The sequence below is a fragment of the Streptomyces sp. NPDC088554 genome, assembly GCF_044752945.1.
In the GTDB taxonomy this organism is placed as follows: domain Bacteria; phylum Actinomycetota; class Actinomycetes; order Streptomycetales; family Streptomycetaceae; genus Streptomyces.
In genome coordinates this window covers 1-25,857 of the sequence record NZ_JBIVMF010000036.1, presented here as the reverse complement: position 1 = coordinate 25,857, position 25,857 = coordinate 1, and the positions used below count along the sequence as shown (strand labels likewise).

The following is a 25,857-nucleotide window of genomic DNA, read 5'->3' as shown; positions in this document are numbered from 1 at the left end:
GAGGTACTTCCGCAGGTAGGCGGGAGGAAGATGGTTCGCCTGGGCAAGGCGGGTGATGAACGAGGCGGCTCCTTCGCCGCGTTGCGGGCGGACCTTGAACGGAAGACGGGCGACGCCGATGTCCGAGGCCAGCGGCGTCATCCGTCGGTGCCGGGCCGCTTGCGGCGGGAGGCGATGTCCAGGTCGACGGCTAGCAGACCAGCCCTGGTGATCTTCTCGCTGCTGGTAAGGATCGCGTCGATGGCGGCTCCGCGGATCTGGTGGGAGAGGGTGCCGATCATGCCGCCGGTGCGGGTGTGCAGGAAGCTGTCGAGCCGGGTGAGGGTTCGAGGCTTGTGCTGGTGGAGCAGCAGGTTGGCCTCCATCTGTGCGACCAGGGCCTTCCATTCCTGGTTGTAGGGGAAGGCGTGGGTGTCGACCGAGGTGAAGCGGGCGGCGATCTGATCGCCCCGCAGTCCGGCCAGCAGGCCGCAGTTCTCGACGTCGATGCCCGCGTAGGCGAACGTCGCGGGGATGCGCTCGGAGAAGTACTTTAGTGTGTCTGACACCTCGGCGCCGTTGCTGGTCAGCCCCGAAATGTTGTGGATCTCGTCGACCAGGATCAGGCTGCTTCGGGCCTTGGTGCAGACGCCGACCACTGCCTCGGTGAGGTCAGTGGCGTTCGAGCTCCGCATGACGGGCAGGCCGAGGAAGCGGGCGAGTTCCGCCGCGAGCATCCGGTGTGTCGCCTTGGGTGGGACGGTGATGTAGATGACCGGGATCCGTCCGTCCTGTCCGGGGTGTCGGCGACGGTCCTTGAGTTCGTGGGTGAGACCGAGCTGGGTCAGCGCGATGGTTTTGCCGGTGTTGGCCGGCCCGGTGACGATCAGGCCCCGGCGGGCGCTGATCGCCCCGCGGTTCAGGATCGTCAGTCGTTGTCCGCAGGTGACCGTCTTGCGGACGGTGGAGGTCGCGACGACCTGGAGGCGGGCGTGGTGGTCGAGCCGGTCCTCGTCGTAGTCGTACTGTTCCTCCTTCGACAAGGTGTCGTACTCGTCCCGAGTGAGCCGGGGCATAGGTTCGTTCTTCGAGGACGCGACGAAAGCGCGCCACCCGGGTAACAGCGTCAACTGCTGGGCGAAGTCGGCCCCGGAGCCGTCGTCCTCGGGGCTGTCGGCGTTGGCTGTCATCGTGGTCACAAGCGCTTCCAGGGGTCCTCGAGCGGGTCGAAGAGCCCGAGCGGGATCACTTCGGCCAGCGTGTCCTCGTCCTCTTCCGGCTCCTCCGGGGCGGCTTCGTGCTGCGGCTCCAAGAGAGGCGCTGGCGTTGCCGCGGTTGCGGCCTTGGTGCGGGCGGCGACGCGGCGGTCGGCCTTGTCGGCTTTGGCCTTGCGGGGCTTCTTCTCAGGCGGCCGGGCGGGGCCGGCGTGTGCGCGGGCGAGCAGGTCAGCGACGGCCTGGGCGAGCTCTTCCTCGGTGGCCTTGGGCAGTTGATGGCTCACGTGGTCCCAGGCCAGGTCCCCGAACGGGACCGGGGCCCGGTTCAAGTGCTTCCAGGTTGCCTTCACCCAGCCGCCGCCCGCGCGGTGGTCGCGGACCCAGACGTAGGAGGCGTCGTAGGGGTCGCGGTGAACCTCCCAGAGCCCGCGCTTGGCCGTGACACCGGAATCACGTCGTCGCATCGGCCCGAGCTCGGGGCTGTCGTAGGTGCGGTTGTTGACCTTGATGCCGTAGGAGTTGACAGCCCGCCAGGCCGCGGGCAGGAGCTCCACATAGTCGTCGCCGCTGAGCGCGACCGGAACGTAGCCGCTGGCTTCGACTAGGGCGGCGTACTTCTGATTCGGCGTGAACAGCCGGCCGGGGTGGTCGGGGTCACGCAAGCCGTCGTGCGGACGGTTCTGCCAGTGCGCGACGATCCACTCGTCCAGCAGTTCCTGCAGCTCGGGCAGGGACCACAGGTTCTCTTCCTCGGGGCGGCGGCCGCGACGGTCGGTGTTACGGCCGGTGAAGCCCGGCAGGAACTGGGCGAACTGGAGGGAAACGGTGTCCAGCATCTTCTCGATGTGGCCCTTCTGGAAGGGCGCCCCCTTCAAGGTGGGCTGGAAGTCGATCTCCAGGAAGCGGCAGGAGGAGCGGAAGTTGCGGGAGATGAACACCTTCCCGTGGTCGCAGACGATGCTCTCTGGGACGATCACTGGCTTCGCAGCCGCGTGCTCCAGCCGTTCGTCCAGGGCCAGCAGCCTGCGGTGGGGCAGCACCGAGCGGGACATCTTCAGTGCGTCGACCCAGCCAGGCCGCATCAATTCCGGGGTGACCGTGCGGGCCAGCAGGATGCTCGCGTCGACCGACTTCGTCGTCGGCCGCAGCACCGCCGCCGACAACGTCCTGGTCGCGACGTCGATCATCCCTGTGATCTCGACCTTGCCGACGACCCCGTTGTCCAGGCGGACCATCACGTCCAGCGGGCTGGAGTCGATCTGCATGACCTCGCCTGGCGCCGACACCGTCAGCTGGCCGAACGGAGCGTTGGCCCCATGTGCCACCGAACGGCGGGTGCGGGCCGAACCGGTCGCGTGGGTGCCCTTCGTGAGCTTCTCCAGCAGCCGGTAGAGCGATCGCCGCGACGGCAGCGCGACCTCCTCTTCAGCCGCCTGATCTGCGGTGTTCCGCAGGATCTCCAAAGTCCGCCAGATCAGGTAGGCCCCGTTGCGGGTCGATGCGTCGACGCCTTCCGAGATGGCCTGCCGCATCGCGGTCACGAGTTCCTCGGGCGCCTCCCCGAACTCCTTGCGCTTGCGGACCGGCCGGTGATCGGCCAGCCCTACCAGGCCGTCCGCGACGTAGCGGCGTCGTCGCCAAGCGACCGTACTGGGCCTGACCTGGTGCCCGAGCGCGGTCAGCTCGGCCGCTTTCACCTTCTCCCGAGACGTCACCGACGACCCTGGCCCGTAACCGGGCCGCGGCTCGGCCCCGGGCTCCGCGTCCGGCGCCAGCCCGTGCAGCACCTCCAGGATGTGGCCCTCCCACCAAAGGGCCAGCGTCACAGCCTCCGGGGGAAACCCGTCCAGCAGCCCCACGGCGGGCAGAGGCCGACGCTCGGACTGGAACAGGACCTCGAAGTCGGCTGCCTCGAACAAGTCGATCAGCGCGACCACCCGGTGGGAGGACTCCTCGTCCTCCAGCATCACCACTTGGGCCGTGATCTCGAGGACCCCCCTGACCTGGCCGTCGAACCGGATCCGCTGACCCACCGCGAGACCCGGCGGTCGAGTCAGTCCACTCATGTGACCGCCTCCGTCCAGACAAGACTGTGAGTCTCCATCACCTCAGTGACCAGGTCCGTCACCAGAACGCCCGACCACAGCAGGTGGAACAGCACCGGCAGGACCTGCAACCGGTCACCCACCGCCTTCGCACCGTCCCAGAGCGGCTTCGGCTCGCGGAACACCTCTCGCAGCCCTTCCGCGATCCAGGCGGGATGACCGCATCGAGCCCGCCGGAAACGGGCCAGCCAGCGGACGTTGGCCATGAACACCGGCTCCGGCCGGCCCACCCAGTCGAACTCCCATCCCACCGTCCTGCATGCTTCCTCAGTCGCGGCGAAGGCATCCTTCGTCACGTCGTCCATGTCGTCCTCAGCGCGGACGTCGACGACGCGGGCCCGGCCATCGGCCAGACGGACGAAGTAGTCCGGAGCGTGCCGACGACCACCGGACTGATCGCTCCAGTGGAGCCAGAACGGCTGTGAGGCAATGCCGATGACCTGCGGATCGCGGTCCAGCAGCACCAGCCGGTCACGCTCGAGCCAGGACTCGTAGCCGACATGGTCCCGAAGCGTCGTCGAGTAGTACCAGCCCGCGAACCCTCGGGCCTCCTTGCGCCAGCTGAACTCGCGGACCGGCTCGATCTCCTCGAACCGCACGTCCCAACTCGACCTCAACGACTCACGCCGACGGCGGCCACCATCAAGAAAGGCCAGTTCAAAGGCCGAGAGCGCTCGCAAATCGTGCGCCTGAGCTAACTCTCCCACCCGCCACCAACCATGACCGAGGCCCGACGACTCAAAGTTCAGTGGCACAAACTAGCGTCGCTCAATCTTCGTTGGCAATCGCTCAAGGTTCGCTGTCACAGGTCAAGCGGCCGGCCGCCGGATGCCATCGGCGGGCGGGTCGGCGGGCAGGGCGGCGATGTCGGTGGCGCACTTCTCCGCGATCCTCCGCCGTCCGGGTTCCAGCGGGGCGGTGAGTTCGTCGCCGTCGCCCTCCCCGTACGCGGGTATCACCTTGAACCGCTTGATCTGCTCCACCCGGGACAGCTGCCGGTTGCCCCTGGCCGTCAGCAGCCGGGCCGGTTCGCCGACGGCGCGGCCCAGGAGCGCCGCGGCGGAGCGCAAGCCCGTACGCGTCGGGTATCTCCGCCCGCATGGCCGTCAGCGCGTCCCGCGCCAGCGCATCGCTCCGGGCGGGATCGCTTCGGCGGCATCGGTCAGGGCGGCGACGCGCGAAGGGCGACCCGTCATGGCCACACCCTGGACGCGGCTACGCGGGCAGCGGACGGTCACTGACGACATGTTTCATGACAATGGTCGAGGTCAGCCGTTGGACACCCGGCAGAGTGGTCAGCTCCTGGTCGTACAGCCGCTGGAAACCCCCCAGATCGGCGGCCACGACACGCAACAGGTAGTCGGGTTCGCCGAACAGGCGCTGAGCCTGTACCACATGCGGGAGCTCGGCCACGGCCCGCTCGAAGGAGGCGACGGTGTCACGGTCCTCCCAGCGCAGGGTGACGAACACCAGGGCCTCGAAGCCCAGACCGACGGCGACAGGGTCCACGACGGCGCGGTAGCCACGGATCGCGCCGGTACGTTCCAGGTCACGCAGGCGTCGGTGACACGGCGAGACGCTCAGGCTCACCCGGGCGGCCAGCTCGGTGACCGTCAGCCGACCGTCCTGCTGTACCTCGGTAAGAATCTTTCGATCCAGCTCATCCATGGAGATGATTATCCCCGGAAAACACAGAATCCGAGAAAAAGAAAGAAACACTTTCGCCATAAAAGCATCTAATCTCCCTCTGTGACAGAGAACGTGAGAGGGATAAATCCAGCATGGACATGAGCACACTGGCGGCTTTCCTGGCGGTGGACCTCCTGCTGGTGTTCACACCCGGCGCGGACTGGGCCTACGCCATCTCGGCAGGACTGCGGAGCCGGTCGGTGCTCCCCGCGGTCACCGGACTGGTCGCCGGGTACGCCGGATACACCCTGCTCGCCGTGGCCGGTCTGGTGGTGGTCGTCGCGAGTTCGCCGAACCTGCTCACCGCGCTGACCGTCCTCGGCGCCTGCTATCTGATGTGGCTCGGCCGGGGCGTACTGGCGCGTCCGGCCGTCCCCACCGCCGCCGCGGAGACCATGGCCGCCTCCGGCTGGCGGGTCATGCTGAAGGGCGCCGGGATCAGCGGCCTGAACCCCAAGGCGCTGCTGCTGTACTTCTCCCTGTTCCCCCAGTTCATCGACCCCACGGCAGGCTGGCCCGTCGCCGCCCAGACCGGCCTGCTCGGCGTCCTCCACATGGCGAGCTGCGCCGTCGTCTATCTCACCGTGGGCCTGCTGGCCCGTACCGTGTTGCGGGCCAGGCCCGCGGCGGCACGTGCCGTCACCCGCGCCAGCGGCGCCATGATGATCGCCATCGGCGGGTTTCTTCTCATCGAGCGCCTGGCCGGATGACGCCCGAAGGAGAGACGAAGAGAGACATGGAAGACCCGACACCACAGGAACAGGCGAGTCCCGAGGTACGGGAGCGTATCCGGACCAGTTTCGAACGGCAGGGGCTGATGGAGCATCTCGGCGCCCGCCTGACACACATCGCACCCGGATGCGTACACATCGCGCTCCCCCACCGGCCCGAAGTGACCCAGCAGAACGGCTACTTCCACGCGGGAGCGACCAGTGCCATCGCGGACAGCGCGGGCGGCTACGCGGCGTTCACACTGTTCCCCGAGAACACCGCGGTGCTCACCGTGGAGTACAAGATGAATCTGCTGGCGCCCGCCGTGGGCGATCACATCGAGGCCATCGGGACCGTCCTGAAATCCGGCCGGACCCTGACCGTGTGCAGGCTGGAAGTGTTCGGCGTCCAGGGCGACTTGAGGACGCTCGTCGCAGCGGGCCAGCAGACACTGATGCGTGTGACCGGATCCGAACAGCGGAAGTAGCGGCCGAGGAGCCGCCACCTGCCGGGCACCGGCTCAGGAGCCGCACACCACCGGCTCCTGAGCCGCCCCACCCCGTACCACCGAAGGTCCGGACGGCGCGGGTACCCCGCCCACAGCAGAACCCATCCACAATCAGGCCACCGCTCCCCGATTGGCCTTGGCCGGGTAGCCGGCCCGGCTCCTACGCTCGGGCCATGCGCATCCGAATCGTCGACGCCTTCGCCGACCGCCCCTTCACCGGCAACCCCGCCGGAGTCCTGCTCCTCGACACCGACAGCTTCCCCGACACCGGCTGGCTCCAGCGGGTGGCCGCCGAGGTGAATCTCTCGGAGACCGCCTTCGCCCACCCCCTGCCGCCCGGTGGCGACGCCGACTGGGCGCTGCGCTGGCTCACCCCGACCACCGAAGTGGACATGTGCGGCCATGCCACTCTGGCCACCGCGCATGTGCTGCACTCCACCGGGCAGGCCACCGGCGCGATACGTTTCGCCACCCGTTCGGGGGTCCTGGGCGCCGTCGCGCACGAGGATTCCTCCCTGACCCTGGACTTCCCGACCTCGTCCCTGACGCCGGTCGAGGTCCCGGAGGGGCTGGCGGCTGCGCTGGGCGCCGAGCCCGCCGCGGTGCACGACACCTCGGAGCACATCGGCGACCTGCTGGTGGAGCTGGCCGACGAGCGGACCGTACGCGCGCTTGCCCCCGATCTCCCCGCGCTGACCGCGCTCTCCCGGCGCGGCGTCATCGCCACCGCCGCCGCCGAGGACCCGGCTCTCGGCTACGACTTCGTGTCGCGCGGTTTCTTCCCCGCGGTCGGCATCGACGAGGACCCGGTCACCGGCAGCGCCCACACCGCGCTCGCCCCGTACTGGTCGGCACGGTTCGGCCGTACGGAACTGACGGGCCGCCAGGGCTCCGCCCGTACCGGATTGGTCCGCACCGCACTGCGCGGCGGGCGGACCCTGCTCACCGGTCGGGCGGTCACGGTCATCGACGGCGAGCTGCTCAGCGCCCCCTGACGCGGCGGGCCCGCTACAGCGTGGGCAGCCAGTCCACCTTCCCCGCCAGCAGCGCGTACCCGACGAACGCCCCGATATCGAGCAGCGCGTGCGCCACCACCAGCGGACCGACCCGCCCCCAGCGCCGGTACAGGAAGACGAACACCACGCCCATCACCATGTTGCCGATGAAGCCGCCGATCCCCTGGTACAGGTGGTACGAGCCACGCAGTACCGAGCTGCCCACCAGGGCGGCCATCGGCGTCCACCCCAGCTGCCCCAGCCTGCGCAGCAGATATCCGACGACGATGACCTCTTCCAGTACGGAGTTCTGCACCGCGGAGAGGATCAGCACCGGGAACTTCCACCACACGTCCGGCAGGGACTCCGGCTCCACCGTCAGATTGAACCCCGCCGCCTGCATGACCAGGTAGAACGCCAGCCCGGCACTGCCGATACCGGCCGCCACCAGCGTGCCGCGCCCCAGGTCCCGCCCGGGCCACCGGCGGTCGAAGCCGAGGTCCCGCAGCCCGCTGCCCTCCCTCAGCAGCAGATGCGCGACGAGCGCGACCGGCACCAGGGCCGTACTGATGTAGAAAAGCTGGAGCGCGAGATCGAGCCACGGCCGGCCGGGCGCCGCCGACGCGTTGAGCCGGGCGGCCTGCTCGTTCAGCGCCTGCGGCGCCGTGAGCGAACCGATGAATCTGATCAGCGCCCCCACACCGCTCGCGCCCAGCGAGAGCGCCAGTACGAGCAATGTCTCGGACCGCAAGGTCCTGCGCGAGATGGCCTCCTGTGAACCGAAACCGTCCACCCGCCCCGCCTCCGCCTGCACACCCGCCTCCAGTTGAGTCATCCGTTGAGCGATCCCACACGTCCCGCTTGAGCAATCCCGCCTCATGGCTTTCACCGTGCCGTCAGGGTCTCGCATGCGAGTACGGAGATCGCGAGAGCACCGGGAGCCGGGAGCCCGGTGCCGGCGCACCGCCTTTTGCCCACCCTTCACGAAGAAGGAGGGGCACCACTGTCATGGGACGTCACAGCTTGCCCGACGCACGGGCGAGGCGCGCGGGCAGGTCCCATTCGCCGCGCGCGGCGGTCTGCTGTCCTTCTCCTCGTCGTACAGCAGGGCCCCAGGCAGTCACGTCTCGTCGCGTCCTCGGACATCGCCCCCACGCTGGACGAGATCGCCGGCCGGGCCCGGCTCTCCCGGGTGACCTCGGACGGCCACTGTCGCGACATCCGGGTCACCGCCCATCGGCCGGTGGGAGTTCAGCACCCGGCTCGACGGCGCCGAGGACTGCCGCGGGCTGGAGCGGACGGCCCGGCCGGGCGACCCCGTGCAGGGCGGTGTCACCCACCGCACACGGCTGCGAGCGCCGGCCGACCCGGCGGCATCCCGTCCGTACTCCTGCGCGCGCTCACACTCTCCACCGGGCCGTCCGTACGCTGACGCGAAGGACCCGACGAACCCGGCGGAGAGCTGGGCACCAAGAACCCGGCGGAGGCCAGAGAGCCGAAGCCGCTGACCGCCGCCCCCTCCTCAGCTCATGGCGCGCCCCCGTCGGACCGCCCCGGGAACCCCACCGGCCAGGTGTGCACCGGCTCGCCCCGGTGCATCAGCTCGCAGTACCGGCGGGTGGTGGCGGCCAGCGCGGCCTCCCGCCCGAGCCCGGCCTCCAGCGCCCGGTGGAAGGTCTCCACCTGCCAGGAGGCCCCGTTCATCCGGCGCTTGCACCGCTCCTCGATCACCCCGAGGTAGAAGTCCCGGTCCGTGGGCTCGATCTGCCACGCGTCGAGCCCCGCCGCGGCGAGCGGCAGCAGTTCGTCACGTACGAGCTTGACGACCGGAACGGCGGTGATCCCGCCGCCCCGCCCCGGGCGCGGCCAGCGCAGCTCGGCGTCGATGCCATGGCGGCAGGCTGTGTCGAAGTTCGCCTCGGCCTCGGCGAAGGACAGCCGGCTCCATACCGGCCGGCTGTCCTCGGCCAGCGCCCGTACCAGCCCGTAGTAGAAGGCGGCGTTGGCGATCACATCGGTGACCGTGGGGCCCGCGGGCAGGACACGGTTCTCGACGCGCAGATGCGGGACGCCGCCCGCCACCTCGTACACCGGCCGGTTCCAGCGGTAGACCGTACCGTTGTGCAGCGCCAGCTCCTGGAGGTCGGGCACCCCGCCGCTGTCGAGGATCCGCAGCGGGTCCTCGTCGTCGCAGATCGGCAGCAGCGGGGGGAAGTAGCGCAGGTTCTCCTCGAACAGCTCGTACGCGGAGCTGATCCAGCGCTCCCCGAACCAGGTCCTGGGGCGCACCCCCTGTGCCTTCAGCTCCGGCGGCCGGGTGTCGGTGGCCTGTTCGAAGAGCGGCGGCCGGGACTCCCGCCACAGCTCGTGGCCGAACAGGAACGGCGCATTGGCACCGAGTGCCACCTGCACGGACGCCACGCACTGGGCCGCGTTCCACACATCGGCGAAGCGGTCGGGCGTGACCTGGAGGTGCAGTTGTACGGAGGTACAGGCGGCCTCGGGGGTGATCGACGTCGATGTACAGGTGAGCCGTTCCACCCCCTCGATGTCCAGGGTGAAATCCTCGCCCCTGGCCGCGACCATCTGCTCGTTGAGAAGTGTGTAGCGGTGGACGTCCGAGATATTGGCGGTGACCGCGTCCTGCTGGGTGAGCGTCGGAAGAATTCCGATCATCACGATGCCCGCGTCGACCTCGGTCGCTTTACGGTGCGCATATCCGAGGCCGGTTCGCAGTTCCTCCGCGAGTTGATCGAGAACACGGCCGCCCAGCCGATGCGGCGCCACATTTACTTCCATGTTGAACATTCCGAGTTCGGTCTGGAAATCACCGCTCGCGATGCGCTTCAGGACCTCCGCATTCATCATGCGGGGCATCCCGTCGGAGCCCGCGAGATTCAACTCGATCTCCAGGCCCATCAGATTCTTGGGCTGATCGAACCTCTCGTCCGCCAGGAGCCGCTCCAGCACCGTCAGGCACTGCTGGAGCTTCCTGCGGTATTTCTGCCGATCGGACCGGTCGCAACCGTCCGCTTCGACCTTCTCCCCCATCGAAGTTTCCCTCCTCGAGTGGGCAGCCCGCGGCAGCGGCCGCTCGCGTCACGATCGATAATGCCCACACCGAGTGATCCGTAACGTTCCGCCGACCCGTTGGCCGACTCCCCCCGGTAGGGCGGCGACCCACGGCCGTACGGCACATTCCTTCGGCATGGCGTGGCGTTCCCTGACGACTGCCCGACCCGCAACGGAAAACGCCGATGAGTTTCAGCCGTCCCCACTCGGCCAATCGCACCAGGCCAGCACCGTGCGTTCACCGTTCATCGGGAGAAGACGCGCGAGAGATGGACTCAATACCGCCTTGCCCGCAATATCCGGGACGGCTAGAAGAAACATGGCGTGAACACGTGTCGTATAAACTCGGCTGCGAGGCAGAGAGCAGGCGTCCGGCCATACCGCCCCGAGGCCCGCCTCTGACCACGTACACCGACTGCGATGTTCGCACCGGTCACCGGCACACGAACCACCTCACGCGTCACCCTGTCTCCTGAGTGAGAGGCAACCCACCATGCCGCTGCATGTACCCCCGGCCCCAGCGCCCGCCCTGCGCAGCGTTCTCGCGGCACTCAGTTCCCCTACCGCCGTGCGCGATCCACGCACCCCCGCTCTCCAGTCCGTCCAGGGACCGCTGAGCCCGGAGAACCCTCTTCCCGTCCATGTTCTCGACCTGCTCGCCCCGGCCGCCCCGGCCGCCGGTACGTCCGAGGCCGACGGCCGCGTCCCCCGGACCCGGCTGGCCGGCTGGCGCTTCCTGATCCACAGCGGCGACCGTGCCGTGGCCGCCGCCGACACCATGCTCACCGCAGACGGCTGGACCTTCTCGCGCTTCTTCGAGGGCCCCTACCTCGCCGCCACGGAGCGCGCGCTGCGCCAGGCCGAGAGCCTGTCGACGGCGTACCAGCCACGGCTGCTGTCGGTGCCCGAGCTGTACATGCTCACGCTCTGGCTGCACGGGGACACGGGGGCCGACGCGTCCACGGGCTCCCCCGCCGCCGCCGACATCCTGGTGCCCCTCGCTCCCGCTCCCCCGGGCATCGCCGCACACCGTCCGCACCGGGTCGCCGAGCTGCTGCCGATGATCGGGCTGCGGCTCGCCCCGCCCCCACTGCTCCGTACACCGGCCTGAACGGCTCCGTACACCCGCCGGAACCACTCCGTACGCCCGCCCGCCCTACCGTCTTGACCGGTCCTTCCGTGCCCCGCGGCCCCGACAGCCGCGGGGCACTCCTCTGACCATCCGGACTAGCCCGGTCGGGCCACCCCTAACCACCCGGAAAGACAGCCAAGTTGAGCTGAACCGTCCGGCCGGGTGACACGTCCTTAAGCAAAGGAAAGCTCTGCCGCGAAATACCTGCGGATTACCGTCCGTAGGGCAACACTAGGACCGGACCAGAGAGATACGGGGGGCGGCCATGACCACATCGAGCCGCGGGACACTCACTACGACACAGCGAAAGAACCCACCCATGTGCCAGCACCAGCCAGTCTGCCCGACAGCCGACTCCGCCGACCGCGATGCCGCACGACTGATGGCGCACCACCCGGAGCAGGGCTGGAGTCTGCTGTGCAACGGCGTTCTCCTCTTCGAGGACACCGGCGAACTGCTGCCCGACGGAAAGATCATCGCCCCGCACCGGCCGCTGCGGCCCGAGCAGGTGGCGACGGCGGCCTGACACCGCCCGCGAAAAAGGGGCCGGCCCGGAGAACATCCTCCGCACCGGCCCCCACGTATGTCCCCGGCCCGTCGGCCGGGATCGGCCTGCCCTGATCAGTGCTCGTACGCCTCCAGCGGCGGGCAGGAGCAGACCAGATTACGGTCGCCGAACGCGCCGTCGATACGGCGGACCGGCGGCCAGTACTTGTCCGCGGCCGTGACACCGGCGGGGAAGACCGCCTCGGCGCGGCTGTACGCGTGCTCCCACGCGCCGCCCAGCGCGGCCGCCGTGTGCGGCGCGTGACAGAGCGGGTTGTCGTCCGCGGGCCACTCGCCCGAGCCGACCTTCTCGATCTCCGCGCGAATCGCGATCATCGCCTCGCAGAAACGGTCGATCTCGGCCAGGTCCTCGCTCTCCGTGGGCTCGATCATCAGCGTCCCCGCGACGGGGAACGACATCGTCGGCGCGTGGAAGCCGTAGTCGATCAGCCGCTTCGCGATGTCGTCGACGCTGACGCCGGTGGCCTTGGACAGCGGGCGCAGATCGACGATGCACTCGTGCGCGACCAGCCCGTTCGGACCGGTGTAGAGCACCGGGTAGTGCGGCTCCAGCCGCTTGGCGATGTAGTTGGCGGCGAGCACGGCGACCTGCGTCGCCCGCTTGAGCCCCTCGCCGCCCATCAGCCGTACGTACGCCCAGGAGATCGGCAGGATGCCTGCGGAGCCCCACGGCGCCGCCGAGATCGGCCCCACCCCCGTCGCGGGCCCGGCCGCCGACTGCAGGGGGTGGTTGGGGAGGTACGGGGCGAGGTGGGCCCGCACCCCGACCGGACCGACCCCGGGGCCGCCACCGCCGTGCGGGATGCAGAACGTCTTGTGCAGGTTCAGATGGGACACGTCCGAGCCGAACCGGCCCGGCCTGGCCAGCCCCACCAGCGCGTTGAGGTTGGCGCCGTCCACGTACACCTGGCCGCCCGCGTCGTGCACGGCCGCGCAGATGTCGCCGATGTGCTCCTCGAACACCCCGTGCGTGGACGGGTAGGTGACCATCAGGACGGCCAGCTCGGGGCCGTACTGCTCGATCTTGGCGTGCAGGTCCTCGACATCGACGTCGCCGTCCTCGCGCGTCTTGACGACGACGACCTTCATCCCGGCCATCACCGCGCTCGCCGCGTTCGTGCCGTGCGCCGAGGACGGGATGAGACAGACCGTACGCCCGGTGTCGCCGTTGGCCCGGTGGTACGCCCGTACGGCGAGCAGTCCGGCCAGCTCGCCCTGCGAACCGGCGTTGGGCTGGAGGGACACCGCGTCGTACCCGGTGACCTCGGCGAGCCGCTCCTCCAGCTCGCGGATCAGCGTCAGATAGCCGCCCGCCTGCTCGGCCGGGGCGAAGGGGTGCAGCGCGCCGAACTCGGGCCAGGTGACCGGCTCCATCTCGGTGGTCGCGTTCAGCTTCATGGTGCAGGAGCCGAGCGGGATCATGCCCCGGTCCAGCGCGTAGTCACGGTCGGCGAGCCGGCGCAGATAGCGCAGCATCGACGTCTCGGAGCGGTGCTGGTGGAAGACCGGATGCGTCAGATACTCGTCGGTCCGCAGCAGCTCCGTCGGCAGGGCGTCCTCGGTCGTCCCGTCCAGTGTCTCGACATCGCCCTCGACCCCGAAGGCGCTCCACACGGCCGCCAGTTGGGCGCGCCCGGTCGTCTCGTCGCAGGCGAGGGAGACCAGATCGGCGTCGACCTGACGGAGGTTGACCCCGCCCGCCCTGGCGGCGGCGACCACCTCGGCGGCCCTGCCGGGGACCCGGAGGGTCAACGTGTCGAAGTACGAGCCGTGGACGACCTCCACCCCGCCCGCCCGCAGCCCGCCGGCGAGCACCGCCGCGTACCGGTGCGTGCGCCGGGCGATGGAGCGCAGCCCCTGCGGGCCGTGGTAGACCGCGTACATCCCGGCCATGACGGCGAGCAGCACCTGCGCGGTGCAGATGTTGCTGGTGGCCTTCTCGCGGCGGATGTGCTGCTCACGGGTCTGGAGCGCCAGCCGGTACGCCTTGTTGCCGTCGGCGTCCACGGAGACCCCGACCAGCCGGCCGGGCAGGCTGCGCGCGAACTTCTCGCGTACGGCCATGTATCCGGCGTGCGGTCCGCCGAAGCCCATCGGCACGCCGAAGCGCTGGGTGGTGCCGACCGCGATGTCCGCGCCCAGCTCGCCGGGCGAGGTGAGCAGCGTCAGCGCGAGCAGATCGGCGGCGACGGTGACGACGGCACCGAGGCCGTGCGCCCGCTCGACCACGGCCCTGATGTCCCGTACGGCCCCGGAGGCGCCCGGGTACTGGAGCAGCACGCCGAAGACGCCCCGCTCGGCGACCTCGTCCGGGATGCCCCCGCTCAGGTCCGCGACGACGACCTCGACCCCGGTCGGCTCGGCGCGGGTCTCGATCACGGCGATGGTCTGCGGCAGCGTGTCCGCGTCGATCAGGAAGACACCGCCCTTGACCTTGCCGACGCGGCGGGACAGCGCCATCGCCTCGGCCGCCGCCGTGCCCTCGTCGAGCAGGGAGGCGCCGGAGGTGGGCAGGCCGGACAGCTCGGCCACCATGGTCTGGAAGTTCAGCAGGGCCTCCAGCCGGCCCTGCGAGATCTCCGGCTGGTACGGCGTGTAGGCCGTGTACCAGGCGGGGTTCTCCATGACGTTGCGCAGGATCACGGGCGGTGTGAAGGTGCCGTGGTACCCGAGCCCGATCATCGGCGCGAGCACCTGGTTGCGGTCGGCGAGCGCGCGCAGCTCGGCCAGGACCTCGGCCTCGGTACGGGCCTCGGGGAGCCGCAGCGCCTCGGCGCTCCTGATCACATCGGGCACGGCGGCGGCGGTCAGCTCGTCGAGCGAGCCGTAGCCGACCTGCGCCAGCATCTTCGCCTGCGCCCCGGTGTCGGGGCCGATGTGGCGCCGCTCGAAGGGGATGCCTCGCTCCAGCTGGGAGAGCGGAGTGCGGTGGGCGTTCATTACGGAGGCCTCCTGGTCAGCATGACCTGCGAGGGGCACCAGGACGCGGGTGCCCGGACGGCCTCCCCCTCTGTCATCTGACCTGAGAGTTTCACCGGGCCGCCCAGGAGCGGTCCGGCTTTCACCGTCGGTGAGAGCGATGCCGTCGGCACCGCTCTGCTTTCCAGAGTGACCTCGTCCGCGCGGTACGGGGGCCTGAGAGATTCCGGGGAGGATTTGCTCCTTCGGCGCCTCCGGCAGTCTCACCGGAGGACTCTCCCGCACGGGATCAGCAGCCGTTCGCCAGCCTACCAGCGAGGCTCTGGGGAGAACTTTCGAGTGGACGCCACTAAGAATCTGCCTTTTTGTAGTGCCTACGAACAGTTGCGACCAGTTGGAGGGAACGTGGAGACCGATATCGATCCGCGCGGCCTGATAGGGCGCAAGGCGTTCGACCGGGACGGCCGCAAGCTCGGCACGGTGGACGAGGTCTATCTGGACGACGCCACCGGCGTCCCGGAGTGGGCGGCCGTCCGTACCGGTCTGTTCAGCCGGGACGCGTTCATCCCCCTCGCCCCCAGCACCCTGGCCGCCGACGGCCTGCGGGTCCCTTTCGAACGGGCACTGATCAGGGACGCCCCCGACTTCGGGGTCGGCCGCCATCTCTCCCCCGACCAGGAGCTCCAGCTCTACCACCACTACGGCCTCGCCCTCCCCGATGCCGGGCCGCCGGAGCCCCCCACGTCCCGCGCGGACCGGCGGGACTCCGACCGCGACTTCGGGCGGCTGGCCGGCCAGGAGGACTGAGGCCCCCTGGTGCCGGGCAGGGCCCGCCCGGGCCCGTCCGGCACCAGGGGCAGCGGCTCGGACAGCTCCAGCTCGGGATCGTCGGTCCAGAAGGTCCGCACCCGTCCGGGCGCGGACCCCGGCTCCTCGAACCGCACGGTGACCCTCCGCAGCCCGCTGCCCTGCACCCAGCCCGCGCCGAACGCGCTGTGGCGCACATCGTGACCGGCCGGGAAGCGCCGCTCGGCGAGCGTCCCCGCGGACACGTCCGCGGGCTCCTCTGCGGCCCCGTCGAGCACCTCCTCGACGTCCGTCGGCTCCTGCGCGTCCGTGGCGGCAACCCGTTCGGCCGCGGCCTGCGCGAACAGATCCTCCTGGGTGTAGTCCGCGAGCCCCGTCACGCCGACCCCCAGCAGCCGTACCCCGCCCGTGGTGTCCACCGACTCCAGCAGCCGCCCCACGGCCTCCCGCACCACTCCCGGGTCGTCGGTGGGCCCTCTGAGGGTCTCCGAACGGGTCAGCGTGGAGAAGTCGTACCGCCGCACCTTGAGGACGACGGTACGTCCCGAGTGCCCGGCGGCCCGCAGCCGCCGCACACACCGGTCCGCGAGCCGGTCGACCTCCGCGCGCACCCGCACCCGGTCGTGCAGATCGGTGTCGAAGGTGTCCTCCACCGACACCGACTTCGTCTCGCGCTCGGAGACCACCGGCCGGTCGTCGTACCCCCGCGCCATCCGGTACAGCGAGGCGCCGTGCGCCCTCCCGACCAGCCGCACCAGCTCGTCCTCGCCCGCCTCGGCCAGGTCGGCGACCGTGGTCATCCCGGCCCGGCGCAGATGCTCCCCGGTCGCGGGCCCCACCCCGGGCAGCGTCCGCACGGACATCGGTCCCAGCAGCTGGCGCTCCGTGCCCGGCTCTATCAGGACCAGTCCGTCGGGCTTGGCCAGCTCCGAGCCGATCTTCGCCAGCATCTTGGAGCCCGCGAGCCCCACCGAGCCGCTGAGTCCGGTGACCGCCCTGATGTCCCGGCGCAGCCGCTCGCCCGCCGCCCGCGCCGAGGCCGTGTCATGGGCCGAGCCGCCCGCCTCCAGGTCCACGAATGCCTCGTCCAGGCTCAGCGGCTCCACCAGCGGCGACAGCCTGCCCAGCAGCTCCATCACCTGCTCGCTGACCGCGCGGTACAGCGCGAAGCGCGGCACGAGATACGCCGCGTTCGGCGCCAGGCGTCTCGCCTGGCCCATCGGCATCGCCGAGTGCACCCCGAACCGCCGCGCCTCGTACGAGGCCGTGGAGACCACCCCGCGCGGCCCCAGGCCGCCCACCACCACGGGTTTCCCGCGCAGGCTCGGCTTCGCCGCCTGCTCGGCCGCGGCGAAGAAGGCGTCCATGTCCAGATGGAGGACCGTCGGTGTGGATCTCACTCCATCGATGCTGCCTCACGCCACTGACAATCGGCCCGGGACACCGCCCGGGGCGGGTCAGACCGCCCGGTCACGCCGCCGGCGCGCCAGCTCGTCGGTGGGGTTGTGCCCGATCAGCGTCTCGCCCGTGTCGATGCGCTCCCCGTGGAGCTGTGACAGCGCGGCCTCGACGTCCCGCCACACCACCCCGACGGCGATCCCGAAGACACCCTGGCCCCCTTGGAGCAGGCTCACGACCTCATCGGGCGAGGAGCACTCGTGCACGGTCGCGCCGTCGCTCATCAGCGTCATCCGGTCCAGGTCCCGGAACCCCCGGTCCCGCAGATGCTGGACCGCCGCCCGGATATTCTGGAGCGCCACCCCGGTGTCCAGGAACCGCTTCACGATCTTGAGGACGACCACGTCCCGGAAGCTGTAGAGCCGCTGGGTGCCCGAACCGTAGGCCGACCGCACACTCGGCTCGACCAGCCCCGTCCGCGCCCAGTAGTCCAATTGGCGGTACGTGATCCCCGCCGCCGCGCACGCGGTCGGGCCCCGGTATCCGACCGTCTCCGCACCGGGTCCTGGCGCACTGCCGTGAAGCGGATACGGACCGCCTGCCGCCGTACCGTCGCCGCTGCTTCTCACGCCGACCCTCCGTCCTTGACCTGCCTTGTCGAAGGTAGGCAGTCACCCGGGGTGCGTCAACGATCGCCACACTCGCCACGCCGAGTGATAATCACCCTGAGAGTGGTTTCGCGTGTCCCCTTCCGGGGAAAGGCTGACCGAATGCGCTGACAGAGAGCCCGGCCGCGGCGCTCACACGCCGCTCACTGACTGTTGGTTCCGAAGTCCTCCGGAGAGATCTGGTCGAGGAACTCGCGGAACTTCTCCACCTCGTCCTCCTGCTCGTCCGGGATGGCGATACCCGCATCGTCCAGCACCCCGTCACTGCCGTAGATCGGCGTACCCGTGCGCAATGCCAGCGCTATGGCGTCCGACGGCCTCGCGCTCACCTCGACCCCGCTCGCGAAGACCAGCTCCGCGTAGAAGACCCCTTCACGCAGGTCCGTGATCCGGACCTCGGTGAGCTCCTGGCCCACCGCTTCCAGCACGTCCTTGAAGAGGTCATGGGTCAGCGGCCGGGCCGGGGCCATGCCCTGCTGGGCGAAGGCAATGGCGGTAGCCTCCCCCGGTCCGATCCAGATGGGGAGGTACCGGTCGCCTCCCACTTCACGCAGGAGCACGATCGGTTGGTTGGAGGGCATTTCCACCCGGACACCCACAACGTCGAGCTCGTTCACACAGCAACCCTAGGACGTGCCCGGCAGGTTTGGGTAGTCGGGCTCCCCCATGATCAGTACGGACGCCCCCGCAGAGCCGTCCGGAACAGCACGGAATGCAGCTGCACGGAGAGGGCCGCCAGCTCCTCCACCGTCGCCTCCGCATGGGCTCTGGTCTGCGGATTACGGTGCTTGCGCAGCGGTGCCACCAGCTGATCGACCAGTCCGGCCTCACGTTCCGCGGCCGCTTTCACCACGCGCAGATGCCGGGGCTCCAGACCGAATCTTCCGAGATCCGAGACAAGTCTCGCCACGATGACGGACTCGGCGTCGTATCCGCCGTCCGGCATCGGGGTGATCAGCCCGTACGACTCCCACTCGTCGAGCCGGCACTCGGCGACCTCCGCGGCGGCCAGCAGCTCGTCCCGGCCGATCCGCGGCGCCGTGGGGGTCCCTGGCTCCGCCCCGGCATGCCTCTCCAGCGCCCCTCGCCGCGGTCCTGACGGCTGTACGGGCCCGTCGGCACCCGGGGAGTCGAGATGCTCCTTGATGACCTTCAGCGGCAGATAGTGGTCCCGCTGCATCCGCAGCACCAACGCCAGCCGCTCGACATCCTCCGGACTGAATTTCCGGTAGCCGGAGGGCGTTCTGCCCGGCTCCACCAGCCCCTCCGCCTCCAGGAAACGGATCTTGGAGATGGATACCCCGGGAAACTCCTCCCGCAGCTTCCCCAGCACCGCGCCGATGCTGATCAGCGGGTCACCCGTGGGGGCGGTGCCGTGTCCGGCACCGCCCTTCGGTGTTCGCAGCATGGACCTTCCCTGAGGGTCACACGCCCCGCTGGCTCGCGTAGAAGACCAGCCGGTACTTACCGATCTGGACCTCGTCGCCGTTCGCCAGCAGGACCGAATCGATCCGCTCACGATTGACGTACGTACCGTTCAGGCTGCCCACGTCCGAGACGGTGAAGCGGCCGTCGGCGCCCCTGCGGAAATCCACATGGCGGCGCGAGACGGTCACGTCGTCCAGGAAGATGTCGCTCTCCGGATGACGGCCGGCCGTGGTCAGCTCGCCGTCCAGCAGGAAGCGGCTGCCCGAGTTCGGTCCGCGGCGCACCACCAGCAGCGCCGAGCCGAGCGGCAGGGCGTCGACGGCGGCCTGCGCCTCGGGGGTGAGCGACGGGAGCGACGTCTGACCGGTCACTTCCGAGTCGTACGCCTCAAGACCCGAGATGGAGATCGTCGAGGTCGTCTCGGAGGCACGCTCCGGAGGGACCCCGCCACGCAACGGCGCGCCACAGTTGGAGCAGAACCGACTGCTCGCCTCGGCGTTCCGGTGCCCACACCTCGTACAGACCGGCAAGGCCGACATAGAGGGGTCCTCCTGCCGTGACTGCCCTCCGGGGGCAGATGATTCCCCGAAACCTATGCGGCCGGACCCGGAGGGGTCAACAGTCGACGCGCCGTGCACCTGCGTCGCCTCTCCACCCACCTGATCGCGGAAGAGCGGACGCTCACCGCTCGGTTCCTCGCGCGATGCGCGATGGCGGTTGGAACCCGCGTCCTCGCGTGCGCTCTTGCCGAACAACTTCCCAAACAACTTCACGGGCGATTCCCCTTGACCGAAACAGACCCGCCCGTGGGGCAGGACGAACCCTGAATGAACACACCTGCCGACCCGGACATCTTGACAACGTCCGTACGCACTCGACAGTTTCCACCACTCGTCACGCTGATCGTGCGCCGACCCCCCGCAACCTCATGCCCGCGCCCGATGGCCGCCATGCACCCCGGCCTCACCCCGATGACGACCGAGCGTAGTCAGGTCGCTGCGCCGGTCGCAAGGCGTCGACGATGATCTTCTCAACGCGTCTCACCGTGGCCGTGGCCTGCTCCTTCTCCAGTGTCTGGACCACCCCGCCGGGAATGTTGAGGGCGGGCTCCAGATCCTGCGGCTTGCCGATGACCTTGAAGCTGTACGGCGCCTTGACGGCCTTGCCGTCCACCCGTACGGCACCTCCCGTACCGGAGAAGTAGGTGTTGGCGACCACCCGGACATCATTGACCTGAATGGCCTCCGCGCCCGCCGCCCGCAGCTCCTGGAGGGCGTCCAGCAGCATGTCGGGCTCGACCGTGCCGCTCGGGTCGTCGACGGTCAGCGTGATCCCGGGCCCCTGTACGGCGACCGTGCCCGCCAGGACACCCAGCTGCTGAGCCTTCTCCTTGGTCTGCTTACGCGCCTCCTCGGCCTGGTCCGAGCTGGTCTCCAGCTCGGTCCGCTGGTCGTCGAGGCGCTGCTTCTCGTCCTCCAGCCGCTGGGTGCGGTTGTCCAGCTCGTCGAGGATCCGCACCAGGTCCTCCTGGCGGGCGCCCCGCAGCGCGCTGTCGTCGTTGTTCGATCTGACCTGGATGGCCAGCCCGAGACCGAGCCCGAACAGCAGGACGGCCACGATGAGCTGGGCCCGGGTCACCCGGGGCGGCCACAGCCCCGCCACCAACCGCTGGCGGCCGGTGAGCTGTTGGGGCTCCGGCACGGGCGCGCCGCCCGTACGGTCCTCCTCGGTGCCCGTACGGTCCCCCGTGTCCGGCACCTGAGCACCGCCTGATGTCTCCTTCTTGCCCGGGGCCTCTTCGCCGCCGGGGGTCTCCTCGCCGCTCATCGGCCTCAAGCCCGGAAGATGTGCCGGCGGATCGCGGCAGCGTTGGAGAAGATCCGGATCCCCAGTACGACGACCACACCGGTGGAGAGCTGCGCGCCCACACCCAGCTTGTCGCCCAGGAAGACGATGAGCGCGGCCACGACCACGTTCGACAGGAAGGAGACCACGAACACCTTGTCGACGAAGATCCCGTCGAGCATGGCCCGCAGACCGCCGAAGACCGCGTCGAGGGCGGCGACGACGGCGATGGGCAGATAGGGCTCGACCACGGCCGGCACCTCGGGCCGGACCAACAGTCCGACCACGACTCCCACGACGAGGCCCAGTACGGCGATCACGATGTGCCCTTCTCGGTGTCGGCCGCGCCCTGCCCGTCGCCCTTCCCGGCGTCGGTGGCGGCGGCCTTCGGTTGTGCTGTACGTACGATCAGGCTGGGCGCGGCGGGCAGCCGCACCTCTTCCTGGTCGGAGATCCTGGTGCGGATGGCGAAGTTCTCCCGCAACGAATCCAGGTACCGGCCATCGGCGCTGCCCTCGAACGCGGCGCTCAGCTTCTTCCCGTCCCCCACCGCGAGCACCGCGTACGGCGGCACCAGTGGCCTGTTGTCGACCAGTATGGCGTCGCCCGCGGCCCTGATCGCCGAGAGGGAGGTCAAGCGTTGATCATTGATGGCGATGGCCTCGGCGCCCGACTCCCACAGGCCGTTGACGACCCGTTGCATGTCCCGGTCGCGCACCCGCCCGGTGTCGGAGAAACCGCTGCTCTCGCGCGGCCCGCCGCCGCTGCCCGACGAGGCCTCCTTGGCGTCGTCGATCACCAGCTTCACCCCGGGACCCCGCACGGGCGTCGCACCGGCGAGCAGACCGACCAACTCGCCCTGGCCTCCCCCGCGTGACCGCAGGGCCTCGCGCTGGCGTTCACCGACCTCGTCCCGGAGCTTCTCGACGTTCCGCTCCAGCGTGTCCGCCGTGGAGGTCTCCTTGTGGATGCGGTCGATCAGCTCTTCGCGTTCCTTCGCCACGACCGGCGCCGAGATCCGCGCCTGGGCCGCACCGACCGTGACCACCAGGGCGGCCAGCACCAGTCCCGCCGCGAGCCCAAGCTTCGCCTTGAGTGTGCGCGGCAGCCCGCCCTCCTCGGCGTCCCTGCGGGCGGCCGCCTCCGCGTACCCCTCGTCGAGGCTGTGATCCATCACATTGTTCAGCAACGACATCGACGCGTCGGGACGCGCGGGCGCAGAGACAGTGCTCCGATCAGGGGGGTGCTGCGACATGCCGCACATCGTCGCACGCCACAGCCATTACCGCCGAATGGCCCCACCGGTGTGCCGGGCGGCCCCCCGAGGGACCACCCGGCACACCGGGATCACCGTAGTGAACCGGCCTAGTGACCTGCGCCGTCCACGACGGACGACCACTCGTCGAGCAGCGCCTGGGCGGACGCGTCGTCCGGGCCCTCCGCCCACAGATGGGTGACGGCCTCGGCGGGGTCGGGCAGCACCATCACCCAACGGCCGTCCGTCTCCACCACCCGTACACCGTCGGTCGTGTCCACCTGCCGGTCCCCCGCCGCCTCCACGACGCTGCGCATCACCAGCCCCTTGACCGCCCACGGAGTGGCCAGATCCCGCCGCAGCACATGGGCTCGCGGTATCCGCGCGTCGATCTGACTCAGCGTGAGCTGCGTACGCGCCACCAGCCCGAGCAGCCGTACGAAGGCCGCCGTGCCGTCGAGGACACTGCTGAACTCCGGCACGATAAAGGCGCCACGCCCGTCACCGCCGAAGATGGTGGTCTCCTCACGGCCCACCCGGGTCAGATCGTCGGGCGACGTCGTCGTCCACTCCACCTGGGTCCCGTGGTACGCGGCGACCTGCTCGGCGATCCTGGTCGTGGTCACCGGCAGCGCCACCCGCCCGCTGCGCCGCTCGGCGGCGACCAGGTCCAGCAGCACCAGCAGCGCCCGGTCGTCCTCGATGATCCTGCCCCGCTCGTCGACCAGCGACAGCCGCTCGCCGACCGGGTCGAACCGCACCCCGAACGCGGCACGCGCGGAAGCGACGATCTCCCCGAGCCTGACCAGTCCGGAACGGCGGGATTCGGCCGTTTCCGTGGGCCGGGCCTCATCGAGCCCCGGATTGATCGTCAGCGCGTCGACCCCGAGCCGGCCGAGCAGACTGGGCAGAACGAGCCCCGCGCTGCCGTTGGACGCGTCGACGACCACCTTGAGCCCCGCCTCGGAGATCCCCGTCGTATCGACATTGCGGAGCAACGAGCCGGTGTACGAGTCGAACACGCTGGCCGGGAAGTGCAGGTCCCCGATCTCTCCCGGGAACGCCCGGCGGTACTCCTGCCGCGCGTACACCCGGTCCAGCTTCCGCTGGCCCGCCTGCGACAGATCGGCGCCCCGCTCGTCGAAGAACATGATGTCGACGGAGTCGGGCACCCCCGGCGAGGTACGGATCATGATGCCGCCCGCACTGCCCCGGCCGGTCTGCTGCCGGGCGACCGGCAGCGGAACGTTCTCCAGGTCCCGTACGTCGATGGCGCTGGACTGGAGCGAGGAGATCACCGCCCGCTTCAGCGCGCGGGCACCACGCGAGTGGTCACGCGCCGTGGTGACGGTCGACCCCTTCTTCAGCGTGGTCGCGTACGCACCGGCCAGCCGGACCACGACTTCCGGCGTGATCTCGACGTTCAGGATGCCCGAAACACCACGGGCGCCGAAGAGGTGCGCCTGGCCTCTGGACTCCCAGATGACCGAGGTGTTGACGAACGCGCCGGCCTCGATGGTCTTGAACGGGTAGACCCGCACATTGCCCTGGATAATGGATTCTTCGCCGACAAGACACTCGTCACCGATGACCGCGCCGTCCTCGATCCGGGCGGCCCGCATGATGTCGGTGTTCTTGCCGATCACGCAGCCGCGCAGATTGCTGTGCTGTCCGATGTAGACGTTGTCGTGGACCACGGCTTTATGGAGGAACGCGCCGGTCTTGACGACCACGTTCGATCCGACGACGGTGTGCTCGCGAATCTCCACATCGGCTTCGACCTTGGCGTAGTCACCGATGTAGAGCGGCCCGCGCAGCACGGCGTCGGGATGGACCTCGGCGCCCTCGGCCACCCAGACACCGGGAGAGATCTCGAAACCGTCGATGTCGACATCGACCTTGCCTTCGAGCACATCGGCCTGCGCCTTGACATAGCTCTCGTGTGTGCCGACGTCTTCCCAGTAGCCCTCGGCGATATAGCCGTAGATGGGCTTGCCCTCCTTCATGAGCTGGGGGAAGACATCGCCGGACCAGTCGACCGACACGTCGGCCTCGACATAGTCGAATACCTCGGGCTCCATCACATAGATGCCCGTATTCACCGTGTCCGAGAAGACCTGACCCCAGGTGGGCTTCTCCAGGAAACGCTCGACCCGTCCTTCTTCGTCCACAATGGTGATACCGAACTCAAGAGGATTCGGCACACGGGTCAGGCACACTGTCACCAGTGCGCCCTTCTCCTTGTGGAATGCGATGAGGTCGGTCAGATCGAAGTCGGTGAGCGCGTCACCGGAGATGACGAGGAAGGCATCGTCCTTCAGCGCCTCCTCGGCGTTCTTCACACTCCCCGCGGTGCCGAGCGGCTTCTCCTCGTTGGCGTAGGTGAGCTCCATACCGAGCTCTTCACCATCACCGAAGTAGTTCTTGACGAGGGAGGCCAGGAATTGCACAGTCACGACGGTCTCATTGAGCCCATGACGCTTGAGCAACCGCAGCACATGCTCCATGATCGGCCGGTTCACCACCGGCAGGAGCGGCTTGGGCATGCTTGAGGTCATGGGGCGAAGTCGAGTTCCTTCGCCACCGGCCATCACAACGGCCTTCATGTCGGAAGCGTCCTCCTTGAAGAGACGGACTCGCCGACTTTCACCCGTCTGGGCACCCTGCTGGACAGCGGGCCTCGATGGTCAGGCGCGGGCCGGGCGACACTGCGCGGCACCACATCGACGAGCTCAATCGGCCATGGTGTCCGCCTTCACCAACCGACGGACCTGGACCACATACAGGACTCCTGCCCACCAATACAGACTCGTACCCCATCCTGCGAACGCCCATCCGAAAACTTCGGCGAGTGACGCAAGCCATCCACTTCCGTCACTGAGGAGCAGCAGCGGGAAGGCGTACATCAAGTTGAAGGTAGCCGCCTTCCCGAGAAAGTTCACCTGGGGCGGCGGATAGCCGTGCCTGCGAAGGATTCCCACCATCACCAGCAGCATCAGCTCGCGGGCCAATAGGGCCGCTGTGAGCCACAGTGGCAAGATCTCCCGCCAGGTGAGCCCAACCAGGGTGGAGAGGATGTACAGCCGGTCGGCCGCGGGATCGAGGAGCCGGCCCAGGCTGCTGATCTGATTCCAGCGACGGGCCAGCTTGCCGTCGAGATAGTCACTGACACCGCTCAGCATCAGAACCAGCAATGCCCAGCCGTCGCTCTTGGGTCCGCCGAACTCGGGGCGGAGGATCAACCACAGGAAGAGCGGAACGCCGACGAGGCGGGCCATGCTGAGGATGTTGGGGATAGTGAGCACCCGGTCCGTCTGAACGCGAGTCTCCTGGAGCTCCACCCGGGGGCCTCCTGTGTGGAACGTGCCAACGATGCCTCCTGACCTTACCCTCAGCACCGACCACGGGATGCCAGGGGGGGTGGGGGGGTCCTGAACGCAGAAATGCCCCGCACCAGATACCTGGTGCGGGGCATTCCCACAATAATTGTTCGGCGGCGTCCTACTCTCCCACAGGGTCCCCCCTGCAGTACCATCGGCGCTGTGAGGCTTAGCTTCCGGGT

The 25,857-nt window shown here is 69.3% G+C and carries 24 protein-coding genes and 1 riboswitch; of the genes, 6 read left to right on the top strand and 18 right to left on the bottom strand.

Going from position 1 to position 25,857, the window contains the following annotated elements:
• Positions 1-137 precede the first annotated feature (137 nt).
• The 5 genes from ACIP8W_RS29010 to ACIP8W_RS28990 all read right to left on the bottom strand — a co-directional run bounded on the left by ACIP8W_RS29010 (position 138) and on the right by ACIP8W_RS28990 (position 4,969).
• On the bottom strand, positions 138-1,169 hold the full coding sequence (locus tag ACIP8W_RS29010) for a TniB family NTP-binding protein (protein WP_402205351.1): 1,032 nt from the start codon (positions 1,167-1,169) through the stop codon (positions 138-140).
• A 5-nt stretch (positions 1,170-1,174) separates the two neighbouring features.
• Positions 1,175-3,262: a Mu transposase C-terminal domain-containing protein gene (locus ACIP8W_RS29005; protein ID WP_402205342.1), complete on the bottom strand. Its 2,088-nt coding sequence runs from the start codon at positions 3,260-3,262 to the stop codon at positions 1,175-1,177.
• Positions 3,259-4,008, bottom strand: coding sequence for a TnsA-like heteromeric transposase endonuclease subunit (locus ACIP8W_RS29000; RefSeq protein WP_402205340.1), 750 nt, complete (start codon positions 4,006-4,008; stop codon positions 3,259-3,261). Before ACIP8W_RS29000 ends, ACIP8W_RS29005 begins: the two co-directional genes overlap by 4 nt.
• A 102-nt stretch (positions 4,009-4,110) precedes the next feature.
• The gene (locus ACIP8W_RS28995; protein WP_402205338.1) at positions 4,111-4,371 is read right to left on the bottom strand and encodes a hypothetical protein; all 261 of its coding nucleotides are present in this window, start codon (positions 4,369-4,371) and stop codon (positions 4,111-4,113) included.
• A 145-nt stretch (positions 4,372-4,516) separates the two neighbouring features.
• Positions 4,517-4,969, bottom strand: a complete 453-nt coding sequence (locus tag ACIP8W_RS28990) for an Lrp/AsnC family transcriptional regulator (protein ID WP_401958201.1) — start codon at positions 4,967-4,969, stop codon at positions 4,517-4,519.
• A gap of 113 nt (positions 4,970-5,082) precedes the next feature.
• Between ACIP8W_RS28990 and ACIP8W_RS28985 the strand changes: the two genes are divergently transcribed.
• From ACIP8W_RS28985 to ACIP8W_RS28975, 3 genes are all read left to right on the top strand, one after another.
• Positions 5,083-5,700: a LysE family translocator gene (locus ACIP8W_RS28985; protein ID WP_401958199.1), complete on the top strand. Its 618-nt coding sequence runs from the start codon at positions 5,083-5,085 to the stop codon at positions 5,698-5,700.
• Between the two features lie 26 nt (positions 5,701-5,726).
• Complete coding sequence (locus tag ACIP8W_RS28980; protein WP_401958197.1) at positions 5,727-6,188, top strand: PaaI family thioesterase; 462 nt, start codon at positions 5,727-5,729, stop codon at positions 6,186-6,188.
• 194 nt (positions 6,189-6,382) lie between these two features.
• Positions 6,383-7,204 carry a PhzF family phenazine biosynthesis protein gene (locus tag ACIP8W_RS28975; RefSeq protein WP_402205335.1) on the top strand — a complete coding sequence of 274 codons (822 nt, stop codon included), beginning with the start codon at positions 6,383-6,385 and terminating at the stop codon, positions 7,202-7,204.
• Between the two features lie 13 nt (positions 7,205-7,217).
• Here ACIP8W_RS28975 and ACIP8W_RS28970 read toward each other — a convergent pair whose 3' ends face one another.
• The gene (locus ACIP8W_RS28970) at positions 7,218-8,039 is read right to left on the bottom strand and encodes a CPBP family intramembrane glutamic endopeptidase (protein WP_401958192.1); all 822 of its coding nucleotides are present in this window, start codon (positions 8,037-8,039) and stop codon (positions 7,218-7,220) included.
• Between the two features lie 692 nt (positions 8,040-8,731).
• Positions 8,732-10,255: a glutamate--cysteine ligase gene (locus ACIP8W_RS28965; RefSeq protein ID WP_402205333.1), complete on the bottom strand. Its 1,524-nt coding sequence runs from the start codon at positions 10,253-10,255 to the stop codon at positions 8,732-8,734.
• A gap of 514 nt (positions 10,256-10,769) precedes the next feature.
• Here ACIP8W_RS28965 and ACIP8W_RS28960 point away from each other — a divergent pair.
• Positions 10,770-11,387, top strand: a complete 618-nt coding sequence (locus ACIP8W_RS28960) for a hypothetical protein (protein WP_401958188.1) — start codon at positions 10,770-10,772, stop codon at positions 11,385-11,387.
• Positions 11,388-11,727: 340 nt separating this feature from the next.
• Positions 11,728-11,934 (top strand): DUF5999 family protein, encoded by a 207-nt coding sequence (locus ACIP8W_RS28955; protein ID WP_401958185.1) that lies wholly within the window; start codon positions 11,728-11,730, stop codon positions 11,932-11,934.
• Between the two features lie 95 nt (positions 11,935-12,029).
• Here the strand turns inward: ACIP8W_RS28955 and gcvP are convergent, their stop codons facing one another.
• The gene (gcvP, locus tag ACIP8W_RS28950) at positions 12,030-14,915 is read right to left on the bottom strand and encodes an aminomethyl-transferring glycine dehydrogenase (RefSeq protein WP_401958183.1); all 2,886 of its coding nucleotides are present in this window, start codon (positions 14,913-14,915) and stop codon (positions 12,030-12,032) included.
• A gap of 173 nt (positions 14,916-15,088) precedes the next feature.
• Positions 15,089-15,186: riboswitch (glycine riboswitch) on the bottom strand.
• 113 nt (positions 15,187-15,299) lie between these two features.
• Here gcvP and ACIP8W_RS28945 point away from each other — a divergent pair.
• A complete protein-coding gene (locus ACIP8W_RS28945) occupies positions 15,300-15,701 on the top strand; it encodes a PRC-barrel domain-containing protein (RefSeq protein ID WP_401958181.1) in 402 nt (133 codons plus the stop codon).
• On the opposite strand, the gene ACIP8W_RS28940 is transcribed toward ACIP8W_RS28945, so the two are convergent.
• The 10 genes from ACIP8W_RS28940 to ACIP8W_RS28895 all read right to left on the bottom strand — a co-directional run bounded on the left by ACIP8W_RS28940 (position 15,593) and on the right by ACIP8W_RS28895 (position 25,636).
• Complete coding sequence (locus ACIP8W_RS28940) at positions 15,593-17,101, bottom strand: DNA polymerase IV (RefSeq protein ID WP_401958180.1); 1,509 nt, start codon at positions 17,099-17,101, stop codon at positions 15,593-15,595. The genes ACIP8W_RS28945 and ACIP8W_RS28940 overlap by 109 nt on opposite strands.
• A 57-nt stretch (positions 17,102-17,158) precedes the next feature.
• Positions 17,159-17,728 (bottom strand): MerR family transcriptional regulator, encoded by a 570-nt coding sequence (locus tag ACIP8W_RS28935; protein ID WP_401958179.1) that lies wholly within the window; start codon positions 17,726-17,728, stop codon positions 17,159-17,161.
• A 182-nt stretch (positions 17,729-17,910) separates the two neighbouring features.
• Complete coding sequence (locus ACIP8W_RS28930) at positions 17,911-18,384, bottom strand: bifunctional nuclease family protein (protein WP_006123076.1); 474 nt, start codon at positions 18,382-18,384, stop codon at positions 17,911-17,913.
• A 53-nt stretch (positions 18,385-18,437) separates the two neighbouring features.
• On the bottom strand, positions 18,438-19,175 hold the full coding sequence (locus ACIP8W_RS28925) for a MerR family transcriptional regulator (protein ID WP_401958177.1): 738 nt from the start codon (positions 19,173-19,175) through the stop codon (positions 18,438-18,440).
• A 16-nt stretch (positions 19,176-19,191) separates the two neighbouring features.
• Positions 19,192-20,076 carry an FHA domain-containing protein gene (locus ACIP8W_RS28920; RefSeq protein ID WP_401958222.1) on the bottom strand — a complete coding sequence of 295 codons (885 nt, stop codon included), beginning with the start codon at positions 20,074-20,076 and terminating at the stop codon, positions 19,192-19,194.
• A gap of 82 nt (positions 20,077-20,158) precedes the next feature.
• Positions 20,159-21,022, bottom strand: coding sequence for a DUF881 domain-containing protein (locus ACIP8W_RS28915; RefSeq protein WP_401958221.1), 864 nt, complete (start codon positions 21,020-21,022; stop codon positions 20,159-20,161).
• A 5-nt stretch (positions 21,023-21,027) separates the two neighbouring features.
• Positions 21,028-21,360 (bottom strand): small basic family protein, encoded by a 333-nt coding sequence (locus tag ACIP8W_RS28910; RefSeq protein ID WP_040019805.1) that lies wholly within the window; start codon positions 21,358-21,360, stop codon positions 21,028-21,030.
• Positions 21,357-22,295 carry a DUF881 domain-containing protein gene (locus ACIP8W_RS28905; RefSeq protein ID WP_402149497.1) on the bottom strand — a complete coding sequence of 313 codons (939 nt, stop codon included), beginning with the start codon at positions 22,293-22,295 and terminating at the stop codon, positions 21,357-21,359. Before ACIP8W_RS28905 ends, ACIP8W_RS28910 begins: the two co-directional genes overlap by 4 nt.
• Before the next feature lie 110 nt (positions 22,296-22,405).
• On the bottom strand, positions 22,406-24,901 hold the full coding sequence (locus ACIP8W_RS28900) for a sugar phosphate nucleotidyltransferase (protein ID WP_401958175.1): 2,496 nt from the start codon (positions 24,899-24,901) through the stop codon (positions 22,406-22,408).
• Between the two features lie 126 nt (positions 24,902-25,027).
• A complete protein-coding gene (locus tag ACIP8W_RS28895; protein WP_401958174.1) occupies positions 25,028-25,636 on the bottom strand; it encodes a CDP-alcohol phosphatidyltransferase family protein in 609 nt (202 codons plus the stop codon).
• Positions 25,637-25,857 lie beyond the last annotated feature (221 nt).

Coding starts and splice junctions, on each gene's coding strand:
- ACIP8W_RS28985 (WP_401958199.1), top strand. CDS start 5,083: ATGGACATGAGCACACTGGCGGCTTTCCTGGCGGTGGACCTCCTGCTG.
- ACIP8W_RS28915 (WP_401958221.1), bottom strand. CDS start 21,022: ATGAGCGGCGAGGAGACCCCCGGCGGCGAAGAGGCCCCGGGCAAGAAG.
- ACIP8W_RS28970 (WP_401958192.1), bottom strand. CDS start 8,039: ATGACTCAACTGGAGGCGGGTGTGCAGGCGGAGGCGGGGCGGGTGGAC.
- ACIP8W_RS28960 (WP_401958188.1), top strand. CDS start 10,770: ATGCCGCTGCATGTACCCCCGGCCCCAGCGCCCGCCCTGCGCAGCGTT.
- ACIP8W_RS28965 (WP_402205333.1), bottom strand. CDS start 10,255: ATGGGGGAGAAGGTCGAAGCGGACGGTTGCGACCGGTCCGATCGGCAG.
- ACIP8W_RS28900 (WP_401958175.1), bottom strand. CDS start 24,901: ATGAAGGCCGTTGTGATGGCCGGTGGCGAAGGAACTCGACTTCGCCCC.
- ACIP8W_RS28905 (WP_402149497.1), bottom strand. CDS start 22,295: ATGTCGCAGCACCCCCCTGATCGGAGCACTGTCTCTGCGCCCGCGCGT.
- ACIP8W_RS28980 (WP_401958197.1), top strand. CDS start 5,727: ATGGAAGACCCGACACCACAGGAACAGGCGAGTCCCGAGGTACGGGAG.
- ACIP8W_RS29010 (WP_402205351.1), bottom strand. CDS start 1,169: ATGACAGCCAACGCCGACAGCCCCGAGGACGACGGCTCCGGGGCCGAC.
- ACIP8W_RS28925 (WP_401958177.1), bottom strand. CDS start 19,175: ATGCTGCGAACACCGAAGGGCGGTGCCGGACACGGCACCGCCCCCACG.
- ACIP8W_RS28975 (WP_402205335.1), top strand. CDS start 6,383: ATGCGCATCCGAATCGTCGACGCCTTCGCCGACCGCCCCTTCACCGGC.
- ACIP8W_RS28990 (WP_401958201.1), bottom strand. CDS start 4,969: ATGGATGAGCTGGATCGAAAGATTCTTACCGAGGTACAGCAGGACGGT.
- gcvP (WP_401958183.1), bottom strand. CDS start 14,915: ATGAACGCCCACCGCACTCCGCTCTCCCAGCTGGAGCGAGGCATCCCC.
- ACIP8W_RS29005 (WP_402205342.1), bottom strand. CDS start 3,262: ATGAGTGGACTGACTCGACCGCCGGGTCTCGCGGTGGGTCAGCGGATC.
- ACIP8W_RS28955 (WP_401958185.1), top strand. CDS start 11,728: ATGTGCCAGCACCAGCCAGTCTGCCCGACAGCCGACTCCGCCGACCGC.